The 21,596-nt window shown below is 51.4% G+C and carries 26 protein-coding genes; 9 read left to right on the top strand and 17 right to left on the bottom strand.

From position 1 onward, the window contains the following. Nucleotides 1-51 precede the first annotated feature (51 nt). Nucleotides 52-1,395, top strand: coding sequence for a metalloprotease PmbA (gene pmbA / locus ACF8PK_RS20585; RefSeq protein WP_004728654.1), 1,344 nt, complete (start codon nucleotides 52-54; stop codon nucleotides 1,393-1,395). A 104-nt stretch (nucleotides 1,396-1,499) separates the two neighbouring features. Here the strand turns inward: pmbA and mgtE are convergent, their stop codons facing one another. The 12 genes from mgtE to ACF8PK_RS20525 all read right to left on the bottom strand — a co-directional run bounded on the left by mgtE (nucleotide 1,500) and on the right by ACF8PK_RS20525 (nucleotide 10,686). Then, a complete protein-coding gene (gene mgtE / locus ACF8PK_RS20580; RefSeq protein WP_004728655.1) occupies nucleotides 1,500-2,858 on the bottom strand; it encodes a magnesium transporter in 1,359 nt (452 codons plus the stop codon). A 115-nt stretch (nucleotides 2,859-2,973) separates the two neighbouring features. Beyond that, nucleotides 2,974-3,252: an HPr family phosphocarrier protein gene (locus tag ACF8PK_RS20575; protein ID WP_014204381.1), complete on the bottom strand. Its 279-nt coding sequence runs from the start codon at nucleotides 3,250-3,252 to the stop codon at nucleotides 2,974-2,976. Between the two features lie 9 nt (nucleotides 3,253-3,261). Further along, complete coding sequence (gene rapZ / locus ACF8PK_RS20570) at nucleotides 3,262-4,122, bottom strand: RNase adapter RapZ (protein WP_004728657.1); 861 nt, start codon at nucleotides 4,120-4,122, stop codon at nucleotides 3,262-3,264. 8 nt (nucleotides 4,123-4,130) lie between these two features. Then, a complete protein-coding gene (gene ptsN, locus ACF8PK_RS20565; RefSeq protein WP_004728658.1) occupies nucleotides 4,131-4,586 on the bottom strand; it encodes a PTS IIA-like nitrogen regulatory protein PtsN in 456 nt (151 codons plus the stop codon). A 2-nt stretch (nucleotides 4,587-4,588) separates the two neighbouring features. Beyond that, a complete protein-coding gene (gene hpf / locus ACF8PK_RS20560) occupies nucleotides 4,589-4,876 on the bottom strand; it encodes a ribosome hibernation promoting factor (protein ID WP_004728659.1) in 288 nt (95 codons plus the stop codon). Nucleotides 4,877-4,899: 23 nt separating this feature from the next. Continuing rightward, on the bottom strand, nucleotides 4,900-6,360 hold the full coding sequence (locus ACF8PK_RS20555; protein ID WP_004728660.1) for an RNA polymerase factor sigma-54: 1,461 nt from the start codon (nucleotides 6,358-6,360) through the stop codon (nucleotides 4,900-4,902). A 50-nt stretch (nucleotides 6,361-6,410) separates the two neighbouring features. Continuing rightward, nucleotides 6,411-7,136, bottom strand: coding sequence for an LPS export ABC transporter ATP-binding protein (lptB, locus tag ACF8PK_RS20550; protein WP_392443374.1), 726 nt, complete (start codon nucleotides 7,134-7,136; stop codon nucleotides 6,411-6,413). A gap of 8 nt (nucleotides 7,137-7,144) precedes the next feature. After that, nucleotides 7,145-7,636: a lipopolysaccharide transport periplasmic protein LptA gene (gene lptA, locus ACF8PK_RS20545; RefSeq protein WP_004728662.1), complete on the bottom strand. Its 492-nt coding sequence runs from the start codon at nucleotides 7,634-7,636 to the stop codon at nucleotides 7,145-7,147. Beyond that, on the bottom strand, nucleotides 7,617-8,180 hold the full coding sequence (gene lptC, locus ACF8PK_RS20540) for an LPS export ABC transporter periplasmic protein LptC (protein ID WP_004728663.1): 564 nt from the start codon (nucleotides 8,178-8,180) through the stop codon (nucleotides 7,617-7,619). The genes lptA and lptC overlap by 20 nt, the downstream gene beginning before the upstream one ends. Continuing rightward, nucleotides 8,177-8,734: a 3-deoxy-manno-octulosonate-8-phosphatase KdsC gene (kdsC, locus tag ACF8PK_RS20535; protein ID WP_014204382.1), complete on the bottom strand. Its 558-nt coding sequence runs from the start codon at nucleotides 8,732-8,734 to the stop codon at nucleotides 8,177-8,179. Before kdsC ends, lptC begins: the two co-directional genes overlap by 4 nt. Then, complete coding sequence (kdsD, locus tag ACF8PK_RS20530; RefSeq protein ID WP_014204383.1) at nucleotides 8,734-9,708, bottom strand: arabinose-5-phosphate isomerase KdsD; 975 nt, start codon at nucleotides 9,706-9,708, stop codon at nucleotides 8,734-8,736. The genes kdsC and kdsD overlap by 1 nt, the downstream gene beginning before the upstream one ends. A gap of 12 nt (nucleotides 9,709-9,720) precedes the next feature. Next, a complete protein-coding gene (locus ACF8PK_RS20525) occupies nucleotides 9,721-10,686 on the bottom strand; it encodes a calcium/sodium antiporter (protein WP_143680304.1) in 966 nt (321 codons plus the stop codon). A gap of 346 nt (nucleotides 10,687-11,032) precedes the next feature. Here ACF8PK_RS20525 and mlaF point away from each other — a divergent pair, with 346 nt between their 5' ends. The 8 genes from mlaF to ACF8PK_RS20485 all read left to right on the top strand — a co-directional run bounded on the left by mlaF (nucleotide 11,033) and on the right by ACF8PK_RS20485 (nucleotide 16,437). Further along, nucleotides 11,033-11,836 carry a phospholipid ABC transporter ATP-binding protein MlaF gene (gene mlaF / locus ACF8PK_RS20520; protein ID WP_038152623.1) on the top strand — a complete coding sequence of 268 codons (804 nt, stop codon included), beginning with the start codon at nucleotides 11,033-11,035 and terminating at the stop codon, nucleotides 11,834-11,836. Continuing rightward, entirely contained in the window at nucleotides 11,826-12,617 is a 792-nt protein-coding gene (mlaE, locus tag ACF8PK_RS20515) for a lipid asymmetry maintenance ABC transporter permease subunit MlaE (protein WP_004728668.1), read from the top strand. The genes mlaF and mlaE overlap by 11 nt, the downstream gene beginning before the upstream one ends. Before the next feature lie 2 nt (nucleotides 12,618-12,619). Beyond that, entirely contained in the window at nucleotides 12,620-13,114 is a 495-nt protein-coding gene (gene mlaD, locus ACF8PK_RS20510; RefSeq protein WP_004728669.1) for an outer membrane lipid asymmetry maintenance protein MlaD, read from the top strand. A 2-nt stretch (nucleotides 13,115-13,116) separates the two neighbouring features. Then, the gene (locus ACF8PK_RS20505) at nucleotides 13,117-13,776 is read left to right on the top strand and encodes a phospholipid-binding protein MlaC (RefSeq protein ID WP_004728670.1); all 660 of its coding nucleotides are present in this window, start codon (nucleotides 13,117-13,119) and stop codon (nucleotides 13,774-13,776) included. Beyond that, on the top strand, nucleotides 13,773-14,102 hold the full coding sequence (locus ACF8PK_RS20500) for a lipid asymmetry maintenance protein MlaB (RefSeq protein ID WP_014204386.1): 330 nt from the start codon (nucleotides 13,773-13,775) through the stop codon (nucleotides 14,100-14,102). Before ACF8PK_RS20505 ends, ACF8PK_RS20500 begins: the two co-directional genes overlap by 4 nt. Further along, entirely contained in the window at nucleotides 14,095-14,349 is a 255-nt protein-coding gene (gene ibaG, locus ACF8PK_RS20495; protein ID WP_004728672.1) for a BolA family iron metabolism protein IbaG, read from the top strand. The genes ACF8PK_RS20500 and ibaG overlap by 8 nt, the downstream gene beginning before the upstream one ends. Before the next feature lie 9 nt (nucleotides 14,350-14,358). Then, nucleotides 14,359-15,624 carry a UDP-N-acetylglucosamine 1-carboxyvinyltransferase gene (gene murA, locus ACF8PK_RS20490; RefSeq protein WP_004728673.1) on the top strand — a complete coding sequence of 422 codons (1,266 nt, stop codon included), beginning with the start codon at nucleotides 14,359-14,361 and terminating at the stop codon, nucleotides 15,622-15,624. 72 nt (nucleotides 15,625-15,696) lie between these two features. Continuing rightward, on the top strand, nucleotides 15,697-16,437 hold the full coding sequence (locus ACF8PK_RS20485) for a 1-acylglycerol-3-phosphate O-acyltransferase (protein WP_004728674.1): 741 nt from the start codon (nucleotides 15,697-15,699) through the stop codon (nucleotides 16,435-16,437). 56 nt (nucleotides 16,438-16,493) lie between these two features. Here ACF8PK_RS20485 and ACF8PK_RS20480 read toward each other — a convergent pair whose 3' ends face one another. From ACF8PK_RS20480 to ACF8PK_RS20460, 5 genes are all read right to left on the bottom strand, one after another. Next, on the bottom strand, nucleotides 16,494-16,883 hold the full coding sequence (locus tag ACF8PK_RS20480) for a RidA family protein (RefSeq protein ID WP_004728675.1): 390 nt from the start codon (nucleotides 16,881-16,883) through the stop codon (nucleotides 16,494-16,496). A gap of 106 nt (nucleotides 16,884-16,989) precedes the next feature. Then, complete coding sequence (gene pyrI / locus ACF8PK_RS20475) at nucleotides 16,990-17,457, bottom strand: aspartate carbamoyltransferase regulatory subunit (protein ID WP_004728676.1); 468 nt, start codon at nucleotides 17,455-17,457, stop codon at nucleotides 16,990-16,992. 12 nt (nucleotides 17,458-17,469) lie between these two features. After that, complete coding sequence (pyrB, locus tag ACF8PK_RS20470; RefSeq protein WP_004728677.1) at nucleotides 17,470-18,399, bottom strand: aspartate carbamoyltransferase; 930 nt, start codon at nucleotides 18,397-18,399, stop codon at nucleotides 17,470-17,472. 307 nt (nucleotides 18,400-18,706) lie between these two features. After that, complete coding sequence (gene argF, locus ACF8PK_RS20465; RefSeq protein WP_392443363.1) at nucleotides 18,707-19,711, bottom strand: ornithine carbamoyltransferase; 1,005 nt, start codon at nucleotides 19,709-19,711, stop codon at nucleotides 18,707-18,709. A 117-nt stretch (nucleotides 19,712-19,828) separates the two neighbouring features. Then, entirely contained in the window at nucleotides 19,829-21,205 is a 1,377-nt protein-coding gene (locus tag ACF8PK_RS20460) for a PhoH family protein (protein WP_004728679.1), read from the bottom strand. Between the last annotated feature and the right edge of the window lie 391 nt (nucleotides 21,206-21,596).

Genomic DNA, 21,596 nt, shown 5'->3' with positions numbered 1-21,596 from the left:
GCGAAATTCTTGTTATCCTAACCTCATTAAAGCGCAATAGTTGGATGAGATATGGATGTAAGACAGCAAGTCGCTGTGCAGCGTACCGAGCTTGAAGCGGCCGTTGCAAAAGCGCTCGACATGGCTTCAGCTGGTGCTGACGCCGCTGAAGTTGCCATTACCAAAAGCACAGGTTTAAGTGTTTCGACTCGCATGTGCGAAGTGGAAAACGTGGAGTTTAACAGTGACGGTGCGTTGGGGATCACGGTGTATCGTGGTCAGCGTAAAGGCAGTGCGTCTACTTCTGATTTAAGTGAAAAAGCGATTCAGCAGACCGTGCTGGCCGCATTGGATATTGCTCAATACACTTCCGAAGACCCGTATGCTGGCCCGGCACCGAAAGAGTTGATGGTGACCGAGATTCCGGATTTGGACCTGTTTCACCCGGATGAACCGAACCCCGATAGAGCGGCGCAGGTGGCGATTGAAGCCGAACGTGCGGCGCTGCAATACAGTGACAAAATCAAACAGAGTGATGGGGGCAGTTACGACAGCCATTACGGCGTGAAAGTGTACGGCAACAGCCACGGTTTGCTGGCCAGCTACGCGTCAAGCCGCCAAAGCATCAGTTGCTGTGTGATTGGTCAGGGCAAAAATGGTGAAATGGAACGCGATTACAGCTACACCGTAGCGCGTCACGTCGATGACTTGTGGGCCCCTGAGCGTGTTGGCTTGGAGGCGGCCGAGAAAACCATTAGCCGTTTGGATGCGAAGAAGCTGAAAACCGGGAAGTACCCTGTGATGTTTGCCGCAGATGTGGCGACTGGCTTGATGGGGCATCTGGTGATGGCGATCAGTGGCGGTAACTTGTACCGTAAATCGTCGTTCTTACTCGACCACCTCGGTCAGCAAATTCTGCCATCGTGGTTTAACGTGTCAGAGCGCCCGCATGTGCTGCGCGGGTTGGCTTCCAGCCCATTTGACAGCGAAGGGGTACGCACGGAAGACCGCGATATCATCACCGATGGCGTGTTGGCGACTTACCTGCTAACTAGCTACGCTGCGCGTAAGATGAACATGACGCCTACGGGTCATGCGGGCGGCATTCACAACTGGTTCGTTCAACACACCGGACAGAACTTTGAACAGATGCTGAAAGCGCTGGGCACTGGGTTGTTGGTGACTGAAGTGATGGGCCAAGGCGTGAATGTGGTAACCGGTGACTACTCACGCGGCGCTGCGGGTTTCTGGGTGGAGAATGGCGAAATCCAATATCCTGTTTCTGAAATCACCATCGCGGGCAACCTAAAAACCATGTTCAATCAGATCGTGGCGGTGGGCAGCGATACGGAAACACGTTCGCAGATCCAAACCGGTTCGATTCTGCTGGAAACCATGAAAGTGGCTGGCGAATAACCGCCGCCCGTAGACAGCAGTTCGATCAAAAAAGCGCAGCCTTCAGTCTGCGCTTTTTTATGGCGTTCACGTTTACCCGCGTCCACGCCGCTAGAGGAGTTAGGCTAGCGAATCAACAGCGTTGCCAAGCCTAGGAACACCGATAAGCCCACCACGTCGGTGACGGTGGTCAGTGCCATCCCGCCCGCCAGAGCCGGGTCGATGTTCATCTTTTTCAGCAGCACCGGAATGGTTACCCCGGCGACACCGGCGACAAACAAGTTGGTCATCATCGCCGCAGAGATAATGCCGCCCAGTAGCCATTCGCCTTTCCAGACCACGACAATCGCGCCAATGATTAAGGCCCACAGAATGCCGTTGAGAAAGCCGATCGCGGCTTCTTTCATCAGCAGTTCGCGTTTGTTACTGTCACCGATATGACCCAGTGCCAGACCGCGAATCACCAGCGCCACGGTTTGGTTGCCTGCGACACCGCCCATCGATGGAACGATGGTCATCAAAACGGCAATCGCTGCCATCTGTTCCAGCGTGGCTTCAAACATGTTGGAGACGGACGCGGCGGCCAGAGCGGCCAGAACGTTCGCGCCCAACCAGACGCTGCGTTTACGTGCGGATTTGACCACAGGCGCGAAGGTATCTTCGTCGTCGTCCATACCCGCCATGCTCATCATCGAGTGTTCGGCATCTTCACGGATCACGTCGACCACGTCATCGATGGTGATACGACCGACCAGATGTTGGTTCTCGTCCACCACAGGCGCAGAAATCCAGTTCCGACGTTCAAACAGGCTGGCGATGTCAGAGTCTTTGGTGTCGACTTTGATGGCTTCATCGGCATCGTCCATCACTTCGCTGACGGGCACATCCGGTTGCGTGGTCAGCAGCGTACTCAGCGATAAGTGGCCAATCAGCTTGCTTTCATCATCGATGACATACAACGCATCGGTCGCTTCTGGGAGTTCACCTTTCATGCGCAGATAACGCAGCACTACGTCGACGTCGACATCACCACGAATGGTGATCACGTCGGTGTTCATCAAACCGCCGGCGGTGTCTTCTGGGTAGGACAGCGCGGTTTCGACGCGCAGTCGATCCGCAGCGTCCATTTGCGCTAAAACTTCACGGGACAGATCATCGGGCAAGCTACGCAGGACGTAGGCCACGTCATCGGTGTCCATGCCTTCGGTGGCTTCCGCGAGTTTTTCTGGTGCCATTTTCGACACCAACGCATCTTTGACGTCTTCGCTTAGCTCATCAAGGATTTCACCGTAATCTTCAGGGTCGGTCAGTTGCCACAGCACATCACGTGCTTTGCGAGGAGAGGCTTCTAACAGGCTGGCGATATCTTCCGGTTCCATGTCCTGCAGTTGGCGACGAACATGGACAAAGCGGCCGTTTTCCAGCGCTTCGGTAATTTCTTGGAGGGTTTGGTGAGCTTGGTCAAATTCAATTTGCTCTGCCATCGCTTCCCCCTAATGCTTTGAATTGTGGCAATGTGTTGAATAGTAACTTAATTCTAGGTCTTATTTAATACGTTCTGATTAATCATGAGTATTTAATTTCGTTTTCGACCGCGCGTCATTCGTCTTCTTCGAATTTCGCTTCAATCAAGTGGCATACGGCATCGAGCGCTTGCTCGGCCTGTGAGCCTTCGGCGGAAATAGTGACGTTCTGTCCTTGTGCGGATTCGAGCATCAGCAACCCCATCACGCTGTCGGCGGTTGCTTCTTTGCCTTCCTGACTTTGAATGGTCAGCACCGCATCGAAGGATTGTGCCAGTTCAACTAATTTTACGGCCGCTCGCGCATGCAAGCCGAGGCGATTCTGAATGAGGACGGTACGGCTTGCTTGCTGCATATCGGTTCCTTATGAGCGGTTCTTTTCCAGAGAGGTGTGACGAATTTGCACCTGATGACCCAGTTGGGCGAAGTATTCCCCCAATTGCTGCGTCAAATAAACCGAGCGGTGTTTGCCGCCGGTACAGCCAATCGCGATGGTGAGATAACTGCGATTGTTTTTCTCCAGCGATGGCAGCCAGTGTTCAAAGAACTTTTGGATCTGCTGCTTGAGTTCAATCACTTCAGCATGGCTTTCAAGGAACGATTTGATGGGAGCATCCAGCCCCGTGAGCGGCCGGAGATCGGGTTCCCAATGGGGATTGGGGAGAAAACGGACATCAAAGACGTAGTCGGCATCGCTCGGTAAACCGTATTTGAAGCCAAAGGATTCAAATACCATCACCAGATCTTTGCGCTCGCGGCCTTCCACGCGCATGCGCACGGTTTCACTCAGCTCATGAAGCGACTGATTGCTGCTGTCGAGCAGCAAATCGGCCTGCTCTTTGAGCGGTTCGAGTAAACCTTTTTCGAGTTCAATCGCTTGCGCCAGTGTCGGTTTCCCTTCACTAAGTGAGAGCGGATGAATACGGCGTGTTTCGCTATAGCGTTTGAGCAGCGTCTCTTTACTGGCATCCAGAAAGAGCACGCTGACATCGTTATTTTGCTTGAGTTGGTCCAGAACATCTTCGACCAAGCCCGGTTCTTTGGGCAGGTTGCGGATGTCGATACTGACCGCGACATTTTGTTTGCTGCCTTGTACCGATTGAATGAAGGCATGCAGCAAACTGACGGGTAAGTTATCCACGCAGTAGTAGCCCAGATCTTCTAAGACCCGCAATGCGACGCTTTTACCCGCGCCAGATTGACCACTCACAACAATTAAACGCATGGGATGACCTACTCAGGTTGTTGATTAACCATGATGTCGTACAGCTCCTGATCGCTGGTTGCGGCGCGAAGCTGTTTCAGAGTTTGCTTATCGTTCAGGCGTTCAGCCATGCACGACAAGGTTTTGAGGTGTTCTTTGCACTGAGCCTCAGGCACCAGCAAGGCAAAGAGCAAATCGACCGGACGATTGTCGATCGCGTCAAATTCAATCGGTTCTTCACACTGGACCAAAACGGCGACTGCTTGATCGCTGGTGGTCATTCGTGCGTGAGGAATAGCAATCCCATTCCCAATACCGGTACTGCCCATTTTTTCTCGGCTAAGCATGCACTCAAACAGCTCAGTGGCGTTTAAACCAGTGTGCTGTGCGGCGATCTCGCTGATGATTTCCAGGGCTCTTTTTTTGCTAGAACACTGGACTGCACTTTTGGTGCAGTCCAGTGAAAGTACTTCGCTTAATTGCATGATTAGTGGCTACTTAGCTTTTCTTTATGCTTGTTGAGTTGACGAGAGAGCTTGTCCACGAGGCCATCAATAGCTGCGTACATGATGTCATCTTCCGCAGTGGCGTGAACTTCTCCTTGGTTAATGTGAAGCGTAGCTTCTGCGATTTGGCGTGCTTTTTCAACACGTAAAATCACTTGAACGCTATTGATATGCTCGAAAAAGCGCTCAAGTTTCTGAAATTTAGAGTGAACATAGTCTTGCATTGAATCGGTTAGTTCAATGTGATGGCCTTGAATATTGATTTGCATAGACTTTCCTTCTCAGTTAGGCCTTATAACAGGCGTTTGCGCTGACTTGAGGGGGCGATGCCCAATGATTCACGGTATTTGGCGATCGTCCGTCGTGCCACCTGAATCCCTTGGTCAGCGAGTAAAGCCGCGATCTTGCTGTCACTTAATGGTTTGGCTGGGGTTTCCGCAGCGACCAATTTTTTGATCAGAGCTCGAATCGCGGTAGATGAACATTCTCCGCCATTGTCGGTACTGACGTGGCTGGAGAAAAAGTACTTCAACTCGAATATGCCACGCGGGGTATGCATGTATTTTTGGGTCGTCACACGTGAAATGGTCGACTCATGCATATCCACGGCAAGCGCGACGTCATTCAGGACCATCGGCTTCATGGCTTCTTCACCATACTCGAAGAAATCACGTTGATGTTCAACTATGCACTTGGCAACTTTGAGCAAGGTCTCGTTTCGGCTTTCCAAGCTCTTAATTAACCATTTTGCCTCTTGCAGGTTGGTGCGAATGTAGTTGCTGTCGGCACTGTTTCCGCGGCCTAAATTGGCGTATTGCTGGTTAATTTTGAGGCGTGGTACGCTGTCTGGATTGATGGTGACAATCCATTTGCCATGCTCTTTAAACACCGACACATCGGGGATCACGTATTCTGCATGCTCCGATGCGATACGGCTGCCCGGTCTTGGATCCAACTGTTGGATCAGTTGGAGCACGTCACGCAATTCTTCTTCTTTGAGTTTAGCTTCTTTCAGAATGACTTTGTAATCGCGGTTGCCAAGTTGGTCAATGTACTGAGATAGGAGAGTTTTGGCTTCGTCCAGCCATGGGGTGTCGGCTGGGTAGGTGGCCAGTTGCAGCAGTAAACAGTCCTGCAGATTGACGGAGGCCACGCCCAGTGGATCAAATTGTTGAATGCGCTTTCGCACCGCTTCGATTTCGTCGAGCTCAATCTCTTCACCGTGGAAGTTTTCCAAAATCTCTTCCAGCGATTGCGTGAGGTAGCCGTAATCGTCGATGGCATCAATCAGTGCCATGGCGATGGTGCGGTCGGTGTCGCTAAAGGGGGTTAAGTCCAGTTGCCACAACAAGTAATCTTGTAGGGTTTGGGTGGTTTCCCCTTGATACACCGGGGCGTCGTCGTCCAGCGCGATGCCGGTGCTGCCGGTGTTGGCGCTGTAAACGTCATCCCAAGTGGTATCAATTTCTAGCTCCGCACTGATTTCCGACTTTTCAATCAGTTCAGAGCTGTCTTGCGGTTCAGGCTCGGCGACGTCAGCACTGGCTTCTTTCTCCTCATTCGCGGTCGTGTTGTCAGCACCCGCAAAATCGTCCATTGGCTCTTCAACATCCAAAAGCGGGTTCGATTCCAACGCTTCTTGAATTTCTTGTTGCAGATCCAATGTCGACAGCTGAAGCAGGCGAATGGCTTGCTGCAGCTGGGGGGTCATGGCTAACTGTTGACCTAGCTTAAGCTGTAATGAGGGTTTCATTCAGTATTGACTGCCTTGTTTTTGTTAGAATTGATCACAATCTACTCTAATCATAGACGGAATTGTTCACCGAGATAAACCTGTTTCACCTGCTCGTTATTGAGCACTTCTTGCGGTGTCCCTTCTGCGATTAAGCGTCCTTGGCTTACGATATAAGCTTTTTCACACACATCCAAGGTTTCTCGAACGTTGTGGTCGGTGATCAGCACGCCGAGGCCGCGATCACGCAAATGTTCGATGATCTTTTTGATGTCGATCACCGAAATCGGGTCGACCCCTGCAAAAGGTTCATCCAACAAAATAAATTGTGGGTTTGCAGCCAACGCCCGCGCGATTTCCACTCGGCGACGTTCACCCCCAGACAGCGCCATACCGGCACTTTGGCGAATATGCTGAATGTGGAACTCTTCCAGCAAATCTTCCAGTTTGTCTTGGCGCTCTTCACGGGTCATCTCTTCACGCGTTTCTAGCACGGCCATGATGTTGTCTTCGACCGACAGTTTGCGGAAAATCGATGCTTCCTGTGGCAGATAGCCGATCCCGAGACGTGAGCGACTGTGCATCGGGAGCACACTGATGTCTTTGTCATCAATGCAGATGGTGCCTTCATCGCGCGCCACCAGACCCACGATCATGTAGAACGAGGTGGTTTTACCGGCACCGTTTGGGCCCAGCAGGCCGACGATTTGGCCCGACTCGACCTGCAGACTGACGTCCGAGACCACTTTACGTTTTTTGTAGCTCTTGGCTAAGTGTTCTGCTTTGAGTATTGCCATAGTTGTTCTTATTGTGCTGCTTGTGGTTGCAGTACGGTCGACACGCGGCCGCTGCCGTTGCTGTCCGCAATCAATTTCTGCGACGAGATTTTGTAGCGGATTTTGCTACCGCGAATTTCGCTATCATCCTGAGACAACATCGCCTGACCAATCATGGTCAGCTCATCGTCTGCCATTTTGTAATGCAGCTCTTTGGCTTCCCCGTACAGGGTTTTGCCATCATCGGTGAGCTGAGAGAAAGTGGTCAGATTCCCATAGCCTTCAATGGTTTCGATCTTGCCGGTTTTTGCATCGCGAATCACAACCAATTTATCGGCATTGATGTTGATGCTGCCTTGTTTGAGTTTGACATCGCCGACAAAGGTCACGCGGCTGCTTTTCATGTCCAGCTGCTGACTGTCTGAATCAATGTAAACCGGTTGCTGGGTGTCGGATGACAGCGCCAGCGCTGAACCGGAGGTCAGCAAACAAGCAATGAGACTAAGGTGTGAGAGTTTCATATCTACCTTGTACATGGTTATACAGAACAGCCGAGTGATCGCCAAAGTTGCCTTTCATCGCCTGTCCGCGAGTTTCAAATTGTGGCCCGGTCATCGTGACTTCGCTGTCGGCCCAAAAATCGCGGCTATCGAGCTGAATACTCAATTTGGCTGTTGATAATTCATCAAAGCCAGAGTCCGCCAGTAAATTCTTTGCTAACACTTCATCATACAGAATCAGCACGTGATCTTTGGTCAAAATGCCACGTTTCGCGGTGAGTTCCCACTCTTGAGTGGTCCCTTGCTGATACACCTTCAACACCGGGTACTCAAACGTGGTGTTGCCGCTCTTGGCGTAGTGGTCCAGGTGTTTCGATGTAATGACGTAGCTGCGCACGCCTTGCTGATTGTATGAGACGTTGTCTAGATTTTTACCACTAAACATCGGCAGCTCAAAATTGGGAGCCACCTGAATAGCAGTACTTTGTTCTTTGTCGATCAGGTAATAAGCGGACCATGATGCAACAAAGAAAAGTATCACGTAAAGGATACGAGAAAAACTCATATACTCAGGCCTTTGTGTACGTCGAGCTCATTCCGTGCTTGTAAGATTAAATCGCACACTTCGCGTACTGCGCCGTGTCCGCCTTTGATGTGAGTGACGTAGTTTGCGCGCTTGGCCAGCAGTGGGTGGCCGTCTGCGACGCAGACTTTCAAGGCCACTTTTTCCATCACGGGCCAGTCAATCAGATCATCGCCAATGTAGCCGGTGTGTTGCGGCTCAATGGCTAAGCGCTGGCAGATGTCGTGATAGGCTTTGACTTTGTCATCCTGACCTTGATAAATCAGCTTGATGCCCAGCGCTTTCATTCTGTTTTCAACGATTTGAGATTGTCGGCCAGTAATAATGGCGATCTCAATGCCAGCGTTCATTAACGATTTTACGCCATATCCATCACGAGTATGAAACGTTTTCAACTCTTCACCGTGATTGCCCATGTAAATCAGGCCGTCGGAGAAGACGCCATCGACGTCACAAATCAGCAGTTTGATCGTTTTGGCAATCGCCAGCAGTGATGCATCGACTTCACCGTACAGGGTTTCAACCGGTTGGTTCATTACATCACTCCAGCTTTGAGTAAATCGTGCATGTTCAAGGCGCCAACCAGTTTGCCGTCTTCGACCAACATCAAACCATTGATGCGTTTTTCCTGCATCAAGTTCAGCCCTTCAACCGCCAGAATGTTGGGCGAGGCGACGGTGGGGTTGCAGGTCATCACGTCGCGAATACTGGCGGTGTGAATATCAATGCGTTTGTCGAGAATGCGGCGTAAGTCGCCGTCGGTGAAGATGCCCAGCAGATGATCGTCTTCGGCCACCACCGCGGTCATGCCGAGGCCTTTCTGGCTGATTTCTAGCAGCGCATCGCGCACCAATGCATCGGGAGACACTTTGGGCAGCTCTTCACCACTGTGCATGATGTCATGCAGTTTCATCAACAGTTTACGACCCAACGCGCCGCCAGGGTGAGACAGTGCAAAGTCTTCGGCAGTGAAGCCGCGCGCCTGTAATAACGCGACCGCGAGCGCATCGCCCATCACCAACGTTGCCGTGGTGCTGGAGGTCGGGGCCAAGCCGAGCGGGCAGGCCTCTTTCGGCACCGTGATTTGCAAATGAATGTCCGCCAGTTTCGCCATATTCGAGTGCGGGTTGCCAGTCATGCTGATGATGCGGTTATTGAGGCGTTTTAACACTGGGAACAGGGCCAGAATCTCGGATGATTCACCAGAGTTGGAAATGGCCAACACGATGTCGCCGCTTTCAATCATGCCCAAGTCGCCATGTGACGCTTCCCCGGGATGAACAAAGAACGCGGATGTGCCGGTGCTTGCCAGCGTCGCCGCAATTTTCCTGCCGATATGGCCAGACTTACCAATACCCATCACGACCACTTTCCCGCTGTTGTTGGCGAGGATCATCTCGCACGCACGGCAAAAGTCATCATTAAAATATTGGTCGAGTTGTTGCAGAGCTTCGATTTCCGTTGCCAGCACTTGCTGGGCAACACCGCGGTAGTCAAAGTGATCAGACATTCTAAACTCCAGTTAAGCTGCCATATTCATAAAGAGGTAAACCTGATATGCGAGAAACGCCGCAAATAGGATAGCTCCTTCAATGCGGTTGATACTGCGAGATTTACCCAGCGCCATCAGAACCAGCAGGAGTGACACTGCCAGCATGACCCAAAAATCACGACCCATCGCTAAGCTGCTCAGCAGCGATGGGTTCAGAATACCCGGTAGACCCATGACGGCCAGAATGTTAAAGACGTTGGACCCGATGATGTTGCCCACCGCCATGTCATCTTCACCTTTCAGAACGCCAGCCAGCGAGGCGGCCAGTTCTGGTAGGCTGGTGCCGATGGCGATGATCGTCAGGCCTATCACCAAATCGCTCATGCCAAAGTATTTGGCGATGATGACGGAGTTATCTACCAACAAGTTGGCTGCCAGGGGCAGCAGAATCAACCCAATCACCACCCACATGATGGCTTTTTGATTGCTCACGTTGTCTGGAATTTCAGATTCATGTTCTTCAAGCAGGCTGTCGCCATTTTTGTGTTCACTGCGGCTGATTTTCAGCATGGCTAAAATAAAAGCGGCGAACAGCACAAACAGCAGCACGCCTTCGTAAAAGCCGAGGTGGTTGTCCCATAAAATCGCGCCCGCCAGTAATGTGACGCCAATCATCAGCGGAAGTTCACGACGCACGACCGTGGAACTTATGGCCAGTGGCTTAATCAAAGCGGTAATGCCAAGAATCAAAGCAATGTTGGCAATGTTCGATCCCAAGACGTTGCCCACGGCGGTGTCGGTGTGGCCGTCAAGCGCTGCCGTGGCGGACACCATCATTTCTGGCGCGGAAGAGCCCATGGCCAGAATGGTCATGCCGATCACTAAAGGGGAAATGCCAATGTTGCGTGCGAGGGCGGCGGATCCGTAGACCAATTTATCGGCACTCCAGACCAAAAGAATGAGACCTACAATAAGAAACGCAACGGCTTCAAGCATGACAATTCCTAACGTTGTGAAAAATAGAACGAGTAACCGCTAATTTTGACGTGTTGGTCATTAAAAGGGAAGTCGAAGATCCAATTTATTGTCTCATTTTCGCTGTTCATTGGGGTGGGCAAGCGTGCCAAGAACGGACGAATTTTGATGTTTGGACAAGATGTTACCCGCATAATCCGTAGGCTAGAGTGATGAGTTTATCAACAAAAATGCGGGGAAAACTGGAATTCATCCTTAATTTCAGTTTGAATGTTAAATGTAATTGAACAGTGCTTTTAATTTACGGGCAATGTGCTTATGATTGCCCATTCTTTGGATGGAAACCCCACAACAGCGAATCGTGAGTATGTCCGAAACCGATCTAGTGACCATAAACAATCTGACGTTTTCCCGAGCAGAACGGGTGATTTTTGATGACATCAGCCTGCAAGTCCCGAAAGGAAAAGTCACCGCCATTATGGGGCCTTCCGGGATCGGGAAAACCACTTTGCTGCGCTTGATTGGCGGACAGTTACTGCCGGAAAAGGGCGAGATCTGGTTTGATGGCCAGAACATCCCCACCTTAACTCGCAGTAAACTCTACAAAGCCCGCAAAAAAATGAGCATGTTGTTCCAGTCTGGCGCACTGTTCACCGATCTGAATGTTTTTGATAACGTCGCTTTTCCCTTGCGTGAACACACGCAACTCGATGAATCCCTGATTCGCACGCTGGTGCTGCTCAAGCTCGAAGCGGTGGGGCTGCGTGGCGCGGCACAATTGATGCCCAGTGAACTGTCCGGCGGCATGGCTCGCCGAGCGGCGCTGGCGCGAGCCATTGCACTCGACCCTGAACTCATCATGTTCGATGAGCCGTTCGTGGGCCAAGACCCGATCACCATGGGCGTGCTGGTGGAACTGATCCGCAACCTCAACCAAGCGTTGGGCGTGACGTCGATCGTGGTGTCCCATGACGTGCCGGAAGTGATGAGCATTGCCGATTGGGTGTATCTGCTCGCCGATGGCAAAGTGATTGCATTTGGGTCGCCGCACGATCTCATCAATAATCCCGATCCGCGGGTGCAACAATTTTTACAGGGCGAAGCCGACGGTCCGGTGCCTTTCCGGTTTCCGGCCCAACCGATAGAAAAGGATCTGTTCCATGTTGGATAATCTGCAGCGCTGGATCAGCGGTGTTGGCCGACGCGTGTTGTCAATCTGCGAATCGTTTGGCCGTGCCAGCTTGATGCTGTTTGGAGCGCTCGCGGGGCGCCCGCGTCCGATTCAAAACCTCCCTTTATTAATCAAACAACTGTACAGCGTTGGCGTGCAGTCACTGGCGATCATCGTGGTTTCCGGCCTGTTTATCGGCATGGTCTTGAGCTTGCAAGGCTACGTGATTCTGGTCGACTACGGCGCGGAAACCAGCTTAGGCCAAATGGTGGCCTTGTCGCTGCTGCGTGAACTCGGGCCGGTGGTTACTGCCTTGCTGTTTGCCGGACGTGCCGGCTCCGCGTTGACTGCTGAAATCGGGTTGATGAAAGCAACCGAACAGCTGTCGAGCCTTGAAATGATGGCCGTCGATCCGCTCAAACGCGTGATTGCTCCGCGTTTGTGGGCGGGGCTGATTTCGATGCCGCTTTTGGCGATGATCTTTATGGCGGTCGGTATTTGGGGCGGTCAATTGGTCGGCGTGGATTGGAAAGGCATTGATCATGGCAGCTTCTGGTCGGCGATGCAGGCTTCCGTCGAGCTGGGTGAAGATATTGGGAACAGTGTGATTAAGTGTGTGGCGTTTGCTATTACTGTCACTTGGATTGCTCTGTTTAATGGCTATGATGCGATTCCGACTTCTGAAGGCATCAGCCGTGCGACAACACGAACCGTTGTACATTCGTCCTTGGCTGTTTTAGGGCTGGACTTTGTACTAACCGCATTGATGTTTGGGAACTAATCATGCAACAAACACGAAAACTAGAATTTTGGGTAGGCAGTTTTGTGCTGGCAGGAATTTGCGCAATTCTGGTGATGATTTTTCAAGTCGCTGACGTGAAGGGCATTGGCTCCAACGATACTTACTTGGTCCAAGCGGAATTTGATAACATCGGCAGCCTGAAAGTTCGTTCGCCTGTGAAAGTTGGTGGTGTGGTGGTGGGGCGCGTGCAGTCGATTGCACTCGACACCGAACGCCTACTGCCGTCGGTCACGCTGGCGATTGATAGCCGTTACAATCAATTTCCGGAAAACTCCAGTGTGCAGATCCTGACGTCTGGCTTGATTGGTGAACAGTACATCAGCTTGATTCCCGGCTTCATCTTCGATGACGAAGAGATGCTGAAAGATGGCGACCGTATTGAAGACACCAAGTCGGCGTTGGTACTGGAAGATCTGATTGGCCAAGTGCTATACAGCATGGGTGGATCAGACAAAGACGACAAGAAGAGTGAGTAATCATGTTCAGCAAAACAAAATGGCTAAAACAATACGTTATTCTTCTGATGAGTGTGCTGCTGTCTTGGACGGCCAATGCCGCGCAGGAGATTGATCAGACCGATCCGTATCTGATGATGAAGCAAGTGGCGCAAAAGGCATTTGACCGCCTGAAAGCGGAGCAGGATCTGGTGCACAAGGATCCGGACCATTTGAAAGTGATTGTTGAAGAAGAGCTGATGCCTTACGTCAACGATCAATACGCGGCGCTGAAATTGCTCGGCTCGAACCTGAAAGGAGCCAAGCGCGAAGATGTGGGTGAATTCATCAAAGCATTTCGTGCTTACTTGGTGGCGAACTACGCGCAAGTCCTGACTCAGTACACGGATCAGACCATTGAATTTGGTCCGGAACCATCGGTGGGCGATGATCGTCGCATCACCAGTGTGAAAGTCGATATCGTCGACACGCCGCGTCCGAACATCAAACTGGAATTCAAACTGCGCAAAGAGAAATCCGGTGAGTGGCGTGCGTTTGACATGATTGCTGAAGGCATTAGCTTGCTGTCGAGCAAACAATCGGAATGGAACGGGAAGATTCGTCAGGAAGGTATCCTGTCGGTTGCGAAAGAGCTGGAAAGCTTGGCAGCACAACCGATTCGCTTTGAGAGTAAAACCCAATGAGCCATCCACAATGGCAACTGCAAGGCCCAGCACTGGCGGCGTTAAGTGGTCCATTAGATCGTGATACGGTGCCCGAATTGTGGGCCGTTTTGCAACAATGGCAGCCACAAAACGCTGAATGTGAGCTCTCGCTGAAATCGGTCACACGTATCGATTCTGCGGGGATGGTGATGTTAATTCACTTATTAGAGCATGCAAAAAAGCAAAACTGTCATATAATGCTGAGTTTTGTGCCAGAGCAACTGCGCACATTGTTTCAGTTGAGTAACATCGATGCAATGATGTCTCAACACATTAAACAACCAGCAGGGGTGAATTGTGGATAGCGCACAAGTACAACAGATATTAGAACAAGCACTCAATCTTCAAGAGATTCACGTCAAAGGTGAAGGCAGTCATTATGAAGTGATTGCTGTTGATGCCGCTTTCGACGGTATGAGCCGTGTGAAGAAACAGCAGCTGATCTACGCGCCTCTGATGGCGTACATTCAGCGTAATGATATTCATGCTGTGTCAATCAAAGCGTTCACGCCTGATGAGTGGGCTCGCGATAAGAAGTTGATGTCGCTATAAGGTTTGTGAATGGATAAGTTTCGAGTTATTGGGTCTGATAAACCGCTGCAAGGCGAAGTGACCATTTCTGGTGCAAAAAATGCTGCACTGCCTATTTTATTTGCTTCTATTCTGGCGTCTGAGCCGGTAGAAGTTGCCAACGTTCCTCACTTACGTGACATCGACACCACCATGGAGCTGCTGAAGCGTCTGGGTGCGAAAGTCGAGCGTAACGGTTCTGTCCACGTCGATCCAAGCCAAATTGATCAGTTTTGTGCGCCTTATGATTTGGTGAAAACCATGCGTGCGTCTATCTGGGCATTAGGTCCTCTCGTGGCGCGTTTTGGTCAGGGCCAAGTTTCACTGCCTGGCGGCTGTGCGATCGGTGCTCGTCCGGTGGATTTACACATCAACGGTCTGGAGCAACTGGGCGCGACGATCACATTGGAAGACGGCTACGTGAAAGCGAGCGTCGATGGCCGCCTGCAAGGTGCGCACATTGTGATGGATAAAGTCAGCGTGGGTGCCACCATTACCATTATGTGTGCAGCCACACTGGCAGAAGGCACCACGGTGCTGGACAACGCCGCGCGTGAACCTGAAATTGTGGATACCGCGATGTTCCTCAATAAACTGGGCGCGAAAATCAGCGGTGCAGGCACCGACACCATTACGGTGGAAGGGGTTGAGCGTCTGGGCGGCGGCAAACATTCTGTGGTTGCAGATCGCATTGAGACCGGGACCTTCTTGGTAGCTGCTGCGGTATCTCACGGTAAGATCGTGTGTCGTAAAACCAACGCAAAACTGTTGGAAGCGGTGTTGGCGAAGCTGGAAGAAGCGGGCGCATTGATTGAAGTCGGCGACGACTGGATCAGCCTTGACATGACCGGCCGTGAACTCAAAGCAGTCTCGATTCGTACCGCGCCACACCCAGGTTTCCCAACCGACATGCAAGCGCAATTTACCTTGCTGAACATGATGGCCAAAGGTGGCGGTGTGATCACCGAAACCATTTTTGAAAACCGTTTCATGCATGTGCCTGAACTGATGCGCATGGGTGCCAAAGCGGAAATCGAAGGCAACACCGTGATTTGCGGCGATGTCGATTCTCTAAGTGGTGCTCAGGTGATGGCCACGGATCTGCGCGCTTCGGCGAGTTTGGTGATTGCTGGCTGCATTGCCAAAGGCGAAACCATCGTGGATCGGATTTATCACATCGACCGTGGTTACGAGAAGATTGAAGACAAGTTGTCGGCTCTGGGCGCAAACATTGAGCGCGTTCGCGAGTCGAGTTAAACTGCCATTTCATCAATGGGCCGAAATCCAAGGGTTTCGGCCTTTTTATTCTAGCTCCTTTGGAGAATCTGAATGATTGCTTTACTCCGTATTCTTGCGGTGGCGCTGTTTGCCGTCGTGATGTTTGTGTTCGGTTGTGGCTACTGTTTGTTGAGCCCGCGGAATCCGAAACACGTATTTACCTTTGGCCGCCTGTTTGGTGCGATGTCCAAAGTGTTTGGCATTAAGCTGGAATTGCGTATTCCGGATGATGCCTACAATCGCGGCCAAGCGATTTACATTGCCAACCACCAGAACAACTGGGATTTGTTTACCGTCTCTTCAGCGGTGACGCCAAAAGTGGTGACGGTGGGGAAAAAGAGTTTGGCGTGGATGCCGCTGTTTGGTCAGCTTTACTGGTTAACCGGGAATATTCTGATTGACCGTGCGAACAAAACCAAAGCCAAAGGCACCATCGACCAAGTGGTCGATAGCATGAAAAACAGCGACGTGTCGGTGTGGATGTTCCCGGAAGGTACCCGTTCACGCGGTCGTGGCTTACTGCCGTTTAAAGCAGGCGCGTTTCACGCGGCCATTGGTGCTGGCGTGCCCATCATTCCGATTGTGTGCAGCTCAACAGATAAACTGCGTTTGAACCGCTGGAACAACGGCCACATCATTGTGGAGATGTTGCCCCCAGTGAGCACTGAAGGGCTGGGCAAAGAGCATGTGCGTGAGCTGTCGCAACGTTGCCATCAAGAGATGAAAGCCAAGCTGCAAGCGCTGGATGACGAAGTGGCCATGCGTAACGCGAAAAAAGCGACGTCTAACTGAGGTCAGGCCAATAAAAAAAGGTTGCTCAATGAGCAACCTTTTTTGTTTTCATCACCTTACTTGCGTACGGCAATGGCTTCGATTTCGATACCCACATCTTTGGGCAGACGAGCCACTTCCACGCAAGAACGCGCTGGGTAGTGCGCGACTTGGTGCTCATCAAAGAATTTGCCGTACACGTCGTTTACGGTGCCGAAGTCGTTGAGATCTTTCACGAACACGGTCATTTTCACGATGTCGCCGACGGTCAGGCCTGAGGCCTCAACAACGGCTTTGACATTGTCCAGCGACTGACGCGCTTGCGCCGCGATGTCTGCTGGTACTTCACCCGTGGCTGGGTTCACTGGGATCTGGCCTGAAGTCAGAACCATGTTGCCAAGATCAACGCCTTGAATGTAAGGGCCAATCGCTGCAGGAGCAGAGTCTGTATGCAGAACTTTTGTCATGCTTGTTATTCCATTGGTTAAGCAAAAAAACGAGCGGTCAGTGTGCCTGTTCTTGGCGGCGAGGTAAAGAGCCGACCTTGGAATTTCACCCGGTCGGCCTCATGGCTTACGCTTCGCGTTCGGTCACGATTTCGCGTGAAAAGACTTTCTCGCAGTACTTACATTTCAGGCGAATGTCGTGGGCTTTTTCAAAAATGCGGAAGCTGCTTTCCACCGGCTCATTGTGTGAAATGCAGTTGCTGTTTGGACAGGCAAACACATTGTTGATGCGCTCCGGCAGTTCCAGCGCCAGCTTTTTCACCACTTCGTAGTTTTCAATCTGGTTCACTGTCGCGTGCGGTGCATACAGCGCCAGCTTGTTGGCTTGCTCTTCACTGATGAATACGTTCTCGATTTTCAGCAAATCTTTGTGGCCCAGCGCCGATGAAGGCAGGTTGAGGCCAATCGTCACGCGTTGATTGGAGTGGTGCATATCAAACAGCTTGAGCACTTTCACGCCCACTTTCGCCGGAATATGGTCAATCACCGTGCCGTTTTTAATCGCTTCAACTTGCAGTTTGGTTTCTTTACTCATGACAGACTCCGATTACAGTGATTCGTTCAGAACAAGGGCAAGCAAGGCTTCACGGGCGTACACGCCGTTTTCCGCTTGTTGGAAGAAGTAGGCGTGTGGCGTTTTGTCCACATCCGTCGTGATTTCATCCACGCGTGGCAGCGGGTGTAGCACTTTCATGTTTGGACGCGCATTGTCCAGCAGCGCAGCGGTCAACACGTAGGCGGATTTGATGTGGGCGTACTCCGATTCATCGAAACGCTCTTTCTGCACGCGAGTCATGTAGAGAATATCCAGTTCAGGAATCACGCTTTCCATGTCGGCATGCAGGCTGTATGTCACGCCGGCTTCGTCGAGTTCTTCACAGATGTAATCTGGCATCGCCAGCGCTTCCGGCGCGACGAAGAAGAAGCGGTTGTTGTTGAATTTTGCCAGTGCCTGAGCCAGCGAATGCACGGTGCGACCATATTTCAAGTCACCGACGAACGCGACATTCAGGTTGTCGAGGCGACCTTGCGTTTCGAACAGCGTGAACAGGTCCAGCAGTGTTTGGCTTGGGTGTTGGTTGGAACCGTCACCAGCATTGATGACCGGTACGCCGTGAGAGAATTCAGATGCCAGACGCGCAGCACCTTCTTGTGGGTGACGCATCACGAAGGCATCCACGTAAGAAGAAATCACCTGAACCGAGTCGGCCAACGTCTCGCCTTTCTTGGCCAGAGAAGTGTTCCCACCGTTATCAAAACCAATCACGCTGCCACCGATGCGTTGAATCGCCGTCTCAAACGACAGGCGTGTGCGGGTCGATGGTTCAAAGAAACAGCTTGCGACGACTTTGTGTTTGATCAGTTCCGGATTTGGCTGAGCTTTAAGCTGGCCTGCCGTGTTTACAATCAGTTCCAGTTCTTCACGTGAAAGCTCAGAAATGGAGATGATGTGCTTTTGAAAAAGCGAATTCGCCATGATCTTCTTCCCTATAAATGTGTAGCAATACCCGGCTTTTAGCCATAAAAAAGCCCCCCGATCTGGGAGGCTTTAAAAATCAATGGAGGGGGCAAATACGACGCCCGGTAAGCATACGTGCTCACTGAATGTGTAATGTGTGACCTGGACTAGTTTCACCGGCGACCCCTCAGACAAATTGCTCGGCATTATACGCCTAGTTTGTGTGAGCGCAAGCGATTAACTCACAATCTTCTGCATCCTGGTCACTGTCGCGTTGTTCGCTGCTTTCGCTCGCTCGGATCACATACCGAGTTGTCTCGGGAACTCAAGAACCTAGCGTTGCGACCATCACCGCTTTGATGGTGTGCATGCGGTTTTCGGCTTCATCAAATACGATCGCGTAGTCGGATTCAAACACCTCTTCCGTCACTTCCAGCCCTTTCATGCCGTATTTCTCAGCAACTTGTTTGCCGATGGTGGTTTCATCGTTATGGAATGCCGGTAGACAGTGCATGAATTTGACATGCGGATTGCCGGTTGCTTCGATGGTGTGCATGTTGACTTGATATGGGGTCATCATGGCGACGCGTTCATCCCATGCATCGGCGGCTTCGCCCATCGAAACCCACACATCGGTGTAGAGGAAATCACACCCTTTCACCCCTTCAGCGACATTTTCCGTCAGCGTAATAGTGGCTCCGGTTTGCTCGGCAATCTGCTGGCAGGTGTGCACCAAATCGGCGTCTGGCCAGAATGCTTTTGGTGCAACCAGACGGATATCCATGCCCATTTTCGCCGCGCCGACCATCAGTGAGTTGCCCATGTTGTTACGTGCATCACCCAAGTAAGCAAAGCTGATTTCATGCAGCGCTTTGCCGCGTCCGTGCTCTTGCATGGTCAGAAAATCGGCCAAAATTTGGGTCGGGTGGAATTCATCGGTTAAGCCATTCCAGACGGGAACACCGGCGAACTGGCCGAGTTCTTCGACGATCTCTTGGCCAAAACCACGGTATTGAATGCCATCGTACATGCGGCCGAGTACGCGTGCGGTGTCTTTCATCGATTCTTTGTGGCCGATTTGCGAGCCTGATGGACCGAGGTAACTCACTTGCGCGCCCTGATCAAACGCTGCCACTTCAAACGCACATCGGGTGCGAGTAGAGGACTTTTCAAAAATGAGCGCGATGTTTTTGCCCGTTAGGGTTTTCTGCTCGGTACCCGCATATTTTGCGCGTTTCAGTTCGGCAGACAGATCCAGCAGAAACTGAATTTCTTTCGGGGTGAAATCGAGCAGTTTGAGAAAATTGCGGTGACGTAAATTGAAAGCCATATCTCAGTCCTTTGCGGTAACAGTTGAGTCCGGCTAGTTAAACATACAAATGCTATAAAAGTGAATAATTATTTTAATAAAAGTGGCGAGATATAAATAATATCTCGCCAAATGTGATTATAAATTCTCTTCGGCGAATTCAGCCAAGCGGCTGCGGACGACGCCGTTGAGGTGGATGTTGGCGCTGCCTTCGAAGTTTTTGAAGCGCTCCACCATGTAGGTTAACCCGGACGTGACCGGGGTGAGGTAAGGGGAGTCAATCTGCGCTAGGTTCCCGGAGCAGACGATTTTGGTGCCTTCGCCGCAGCGCGTAATGATGGTTTTGATTTGTGAGGCGGTGAGGTTTTGACACTCATCGAGTAGCACGAATGCGTCTTGAATCGAACGGCCGCGCATAAAGTTGATGGATTTGAATTGAATGTTGGCCTTGTCGACGATGTATTTCAGCGACCCTTCCGTGCAGTGGTCGTTTTTATGCAGCGCTTCTAAGGTATCGGTGACCGCCGCCAGCCAAGGCATCATTTTCTCTTCCTCGGTGCCCGGTAGAAAACCAATCGATTCGCCGATGTCTGGCGTATTGCGTGTGACGATGATCTTGTCGAACATCTTCTTCTCAATGGTTTGTTCAAGTGCGGCAGCCATGGCCAGCAATGTTTTCCCACTCCCCGCCGCGCCGGTCAGGATCACCAGATCGATGTCTGGGTCGAGCAGGGCATCAAGCGCCATGCCTTGGTAGATGTTTTTGGGGGTAATGTCCCACGCTTTGCGGTGCAACATGCGTTCACGACTGAGATCGCGCAGGGTGATTTGGTCTTCGGTGATGGTTTCAACCCGTGCGGCGAAGTCGCTCTCTTCATCGAGCACGTATTGGTTGATGTAGGTGGGTTCAAACGGTTCGCGATCCAATTTATGGAACGTTTTTCCGCCCAAGGTGTAGCTATCGACGCTATCCACTTTGTCCCAAAAATGCCCCGGACGGGTTTGAAATCCTTTGGTTAAGTACTGAACGTCGTCGATCAGTTGGTCGGTGCGATAATCTTCCACAAACCGCACGCCGGCGCCTTTGGCACGCAAGCGCATGTTGATGTCTTTAGTGATCAGCACCACCGAGCGGGGTGCTCGTTTGTTCTGCAGATGGAGCACCGCATTGAGGATTCGGTTGTCGCCCTCTTTGTCGGTAAATGCTTTGACGCTTTCGTGCACATCGTAGTCGGCAAGGATAGAAATGGTGCCGGTCGCACTGCCGTGCTTGGTAAACGGAATCCCTTCTGAAATCTCATCTGGAGTCGCGTCGTGGAACATATTCTCCAACGCCCGAATCGCCACACGCGCATCACGTGCAACATCGCGTTTGCTGTCTTTGATTCGGTCGAGTTCTTCGAGGACGGTCATAGGAATGACCACATCATGTTCTTGGAAGGAGTAGATGGCTAGCGGTTCATGAAGCAGGATATTGGTATCCAGTACAAACAGTTTCCGATCGGTATCGCCCATAAGCGTCTCCTTGCTACGTTGTAGCTTGCTTTGCAAAGGATGTTTGCCATCAGTGCAGCCAAGGATCGTACGCATTGGGCAGGCTTTCGATCACTTGTCGACTGGTGCAAACCCGTGTTGATACTCTCTGTTTGAACTTGCAGACTTTGTGCCAAGGTTTTCACCTCAGTTTGTCGCGCCTTCAAAACGATTATAGCAACTTTGTCTTTTACAAATGCCACTGGTTTCTTACAGTTTGATGTCAGTTAGATCTTGACGAAAAAAAGCAGGGAATGGGCGTGACCTCCATCACGCCATCAAGTAAGATTAGCGACCTTTTTCTGCACCACGCTTTCAGAACTATCATAATTAGACTCTCCCTTCTTGTGGTCGCAGGTCACTTTAAATTCCA

The organism is Vibrio sp. CJQ_6 (genome assembly GCF_043106745.1).
GTDB lineage: Bacteria > Pseudomonadota > Gammaproteobacteria > Enterobacterales > Vibrionaceae > Vibrio > Vibrio furnissii.
This window is presented reverse-complemented; position numbering and strand designations above follow the sequence as displayed.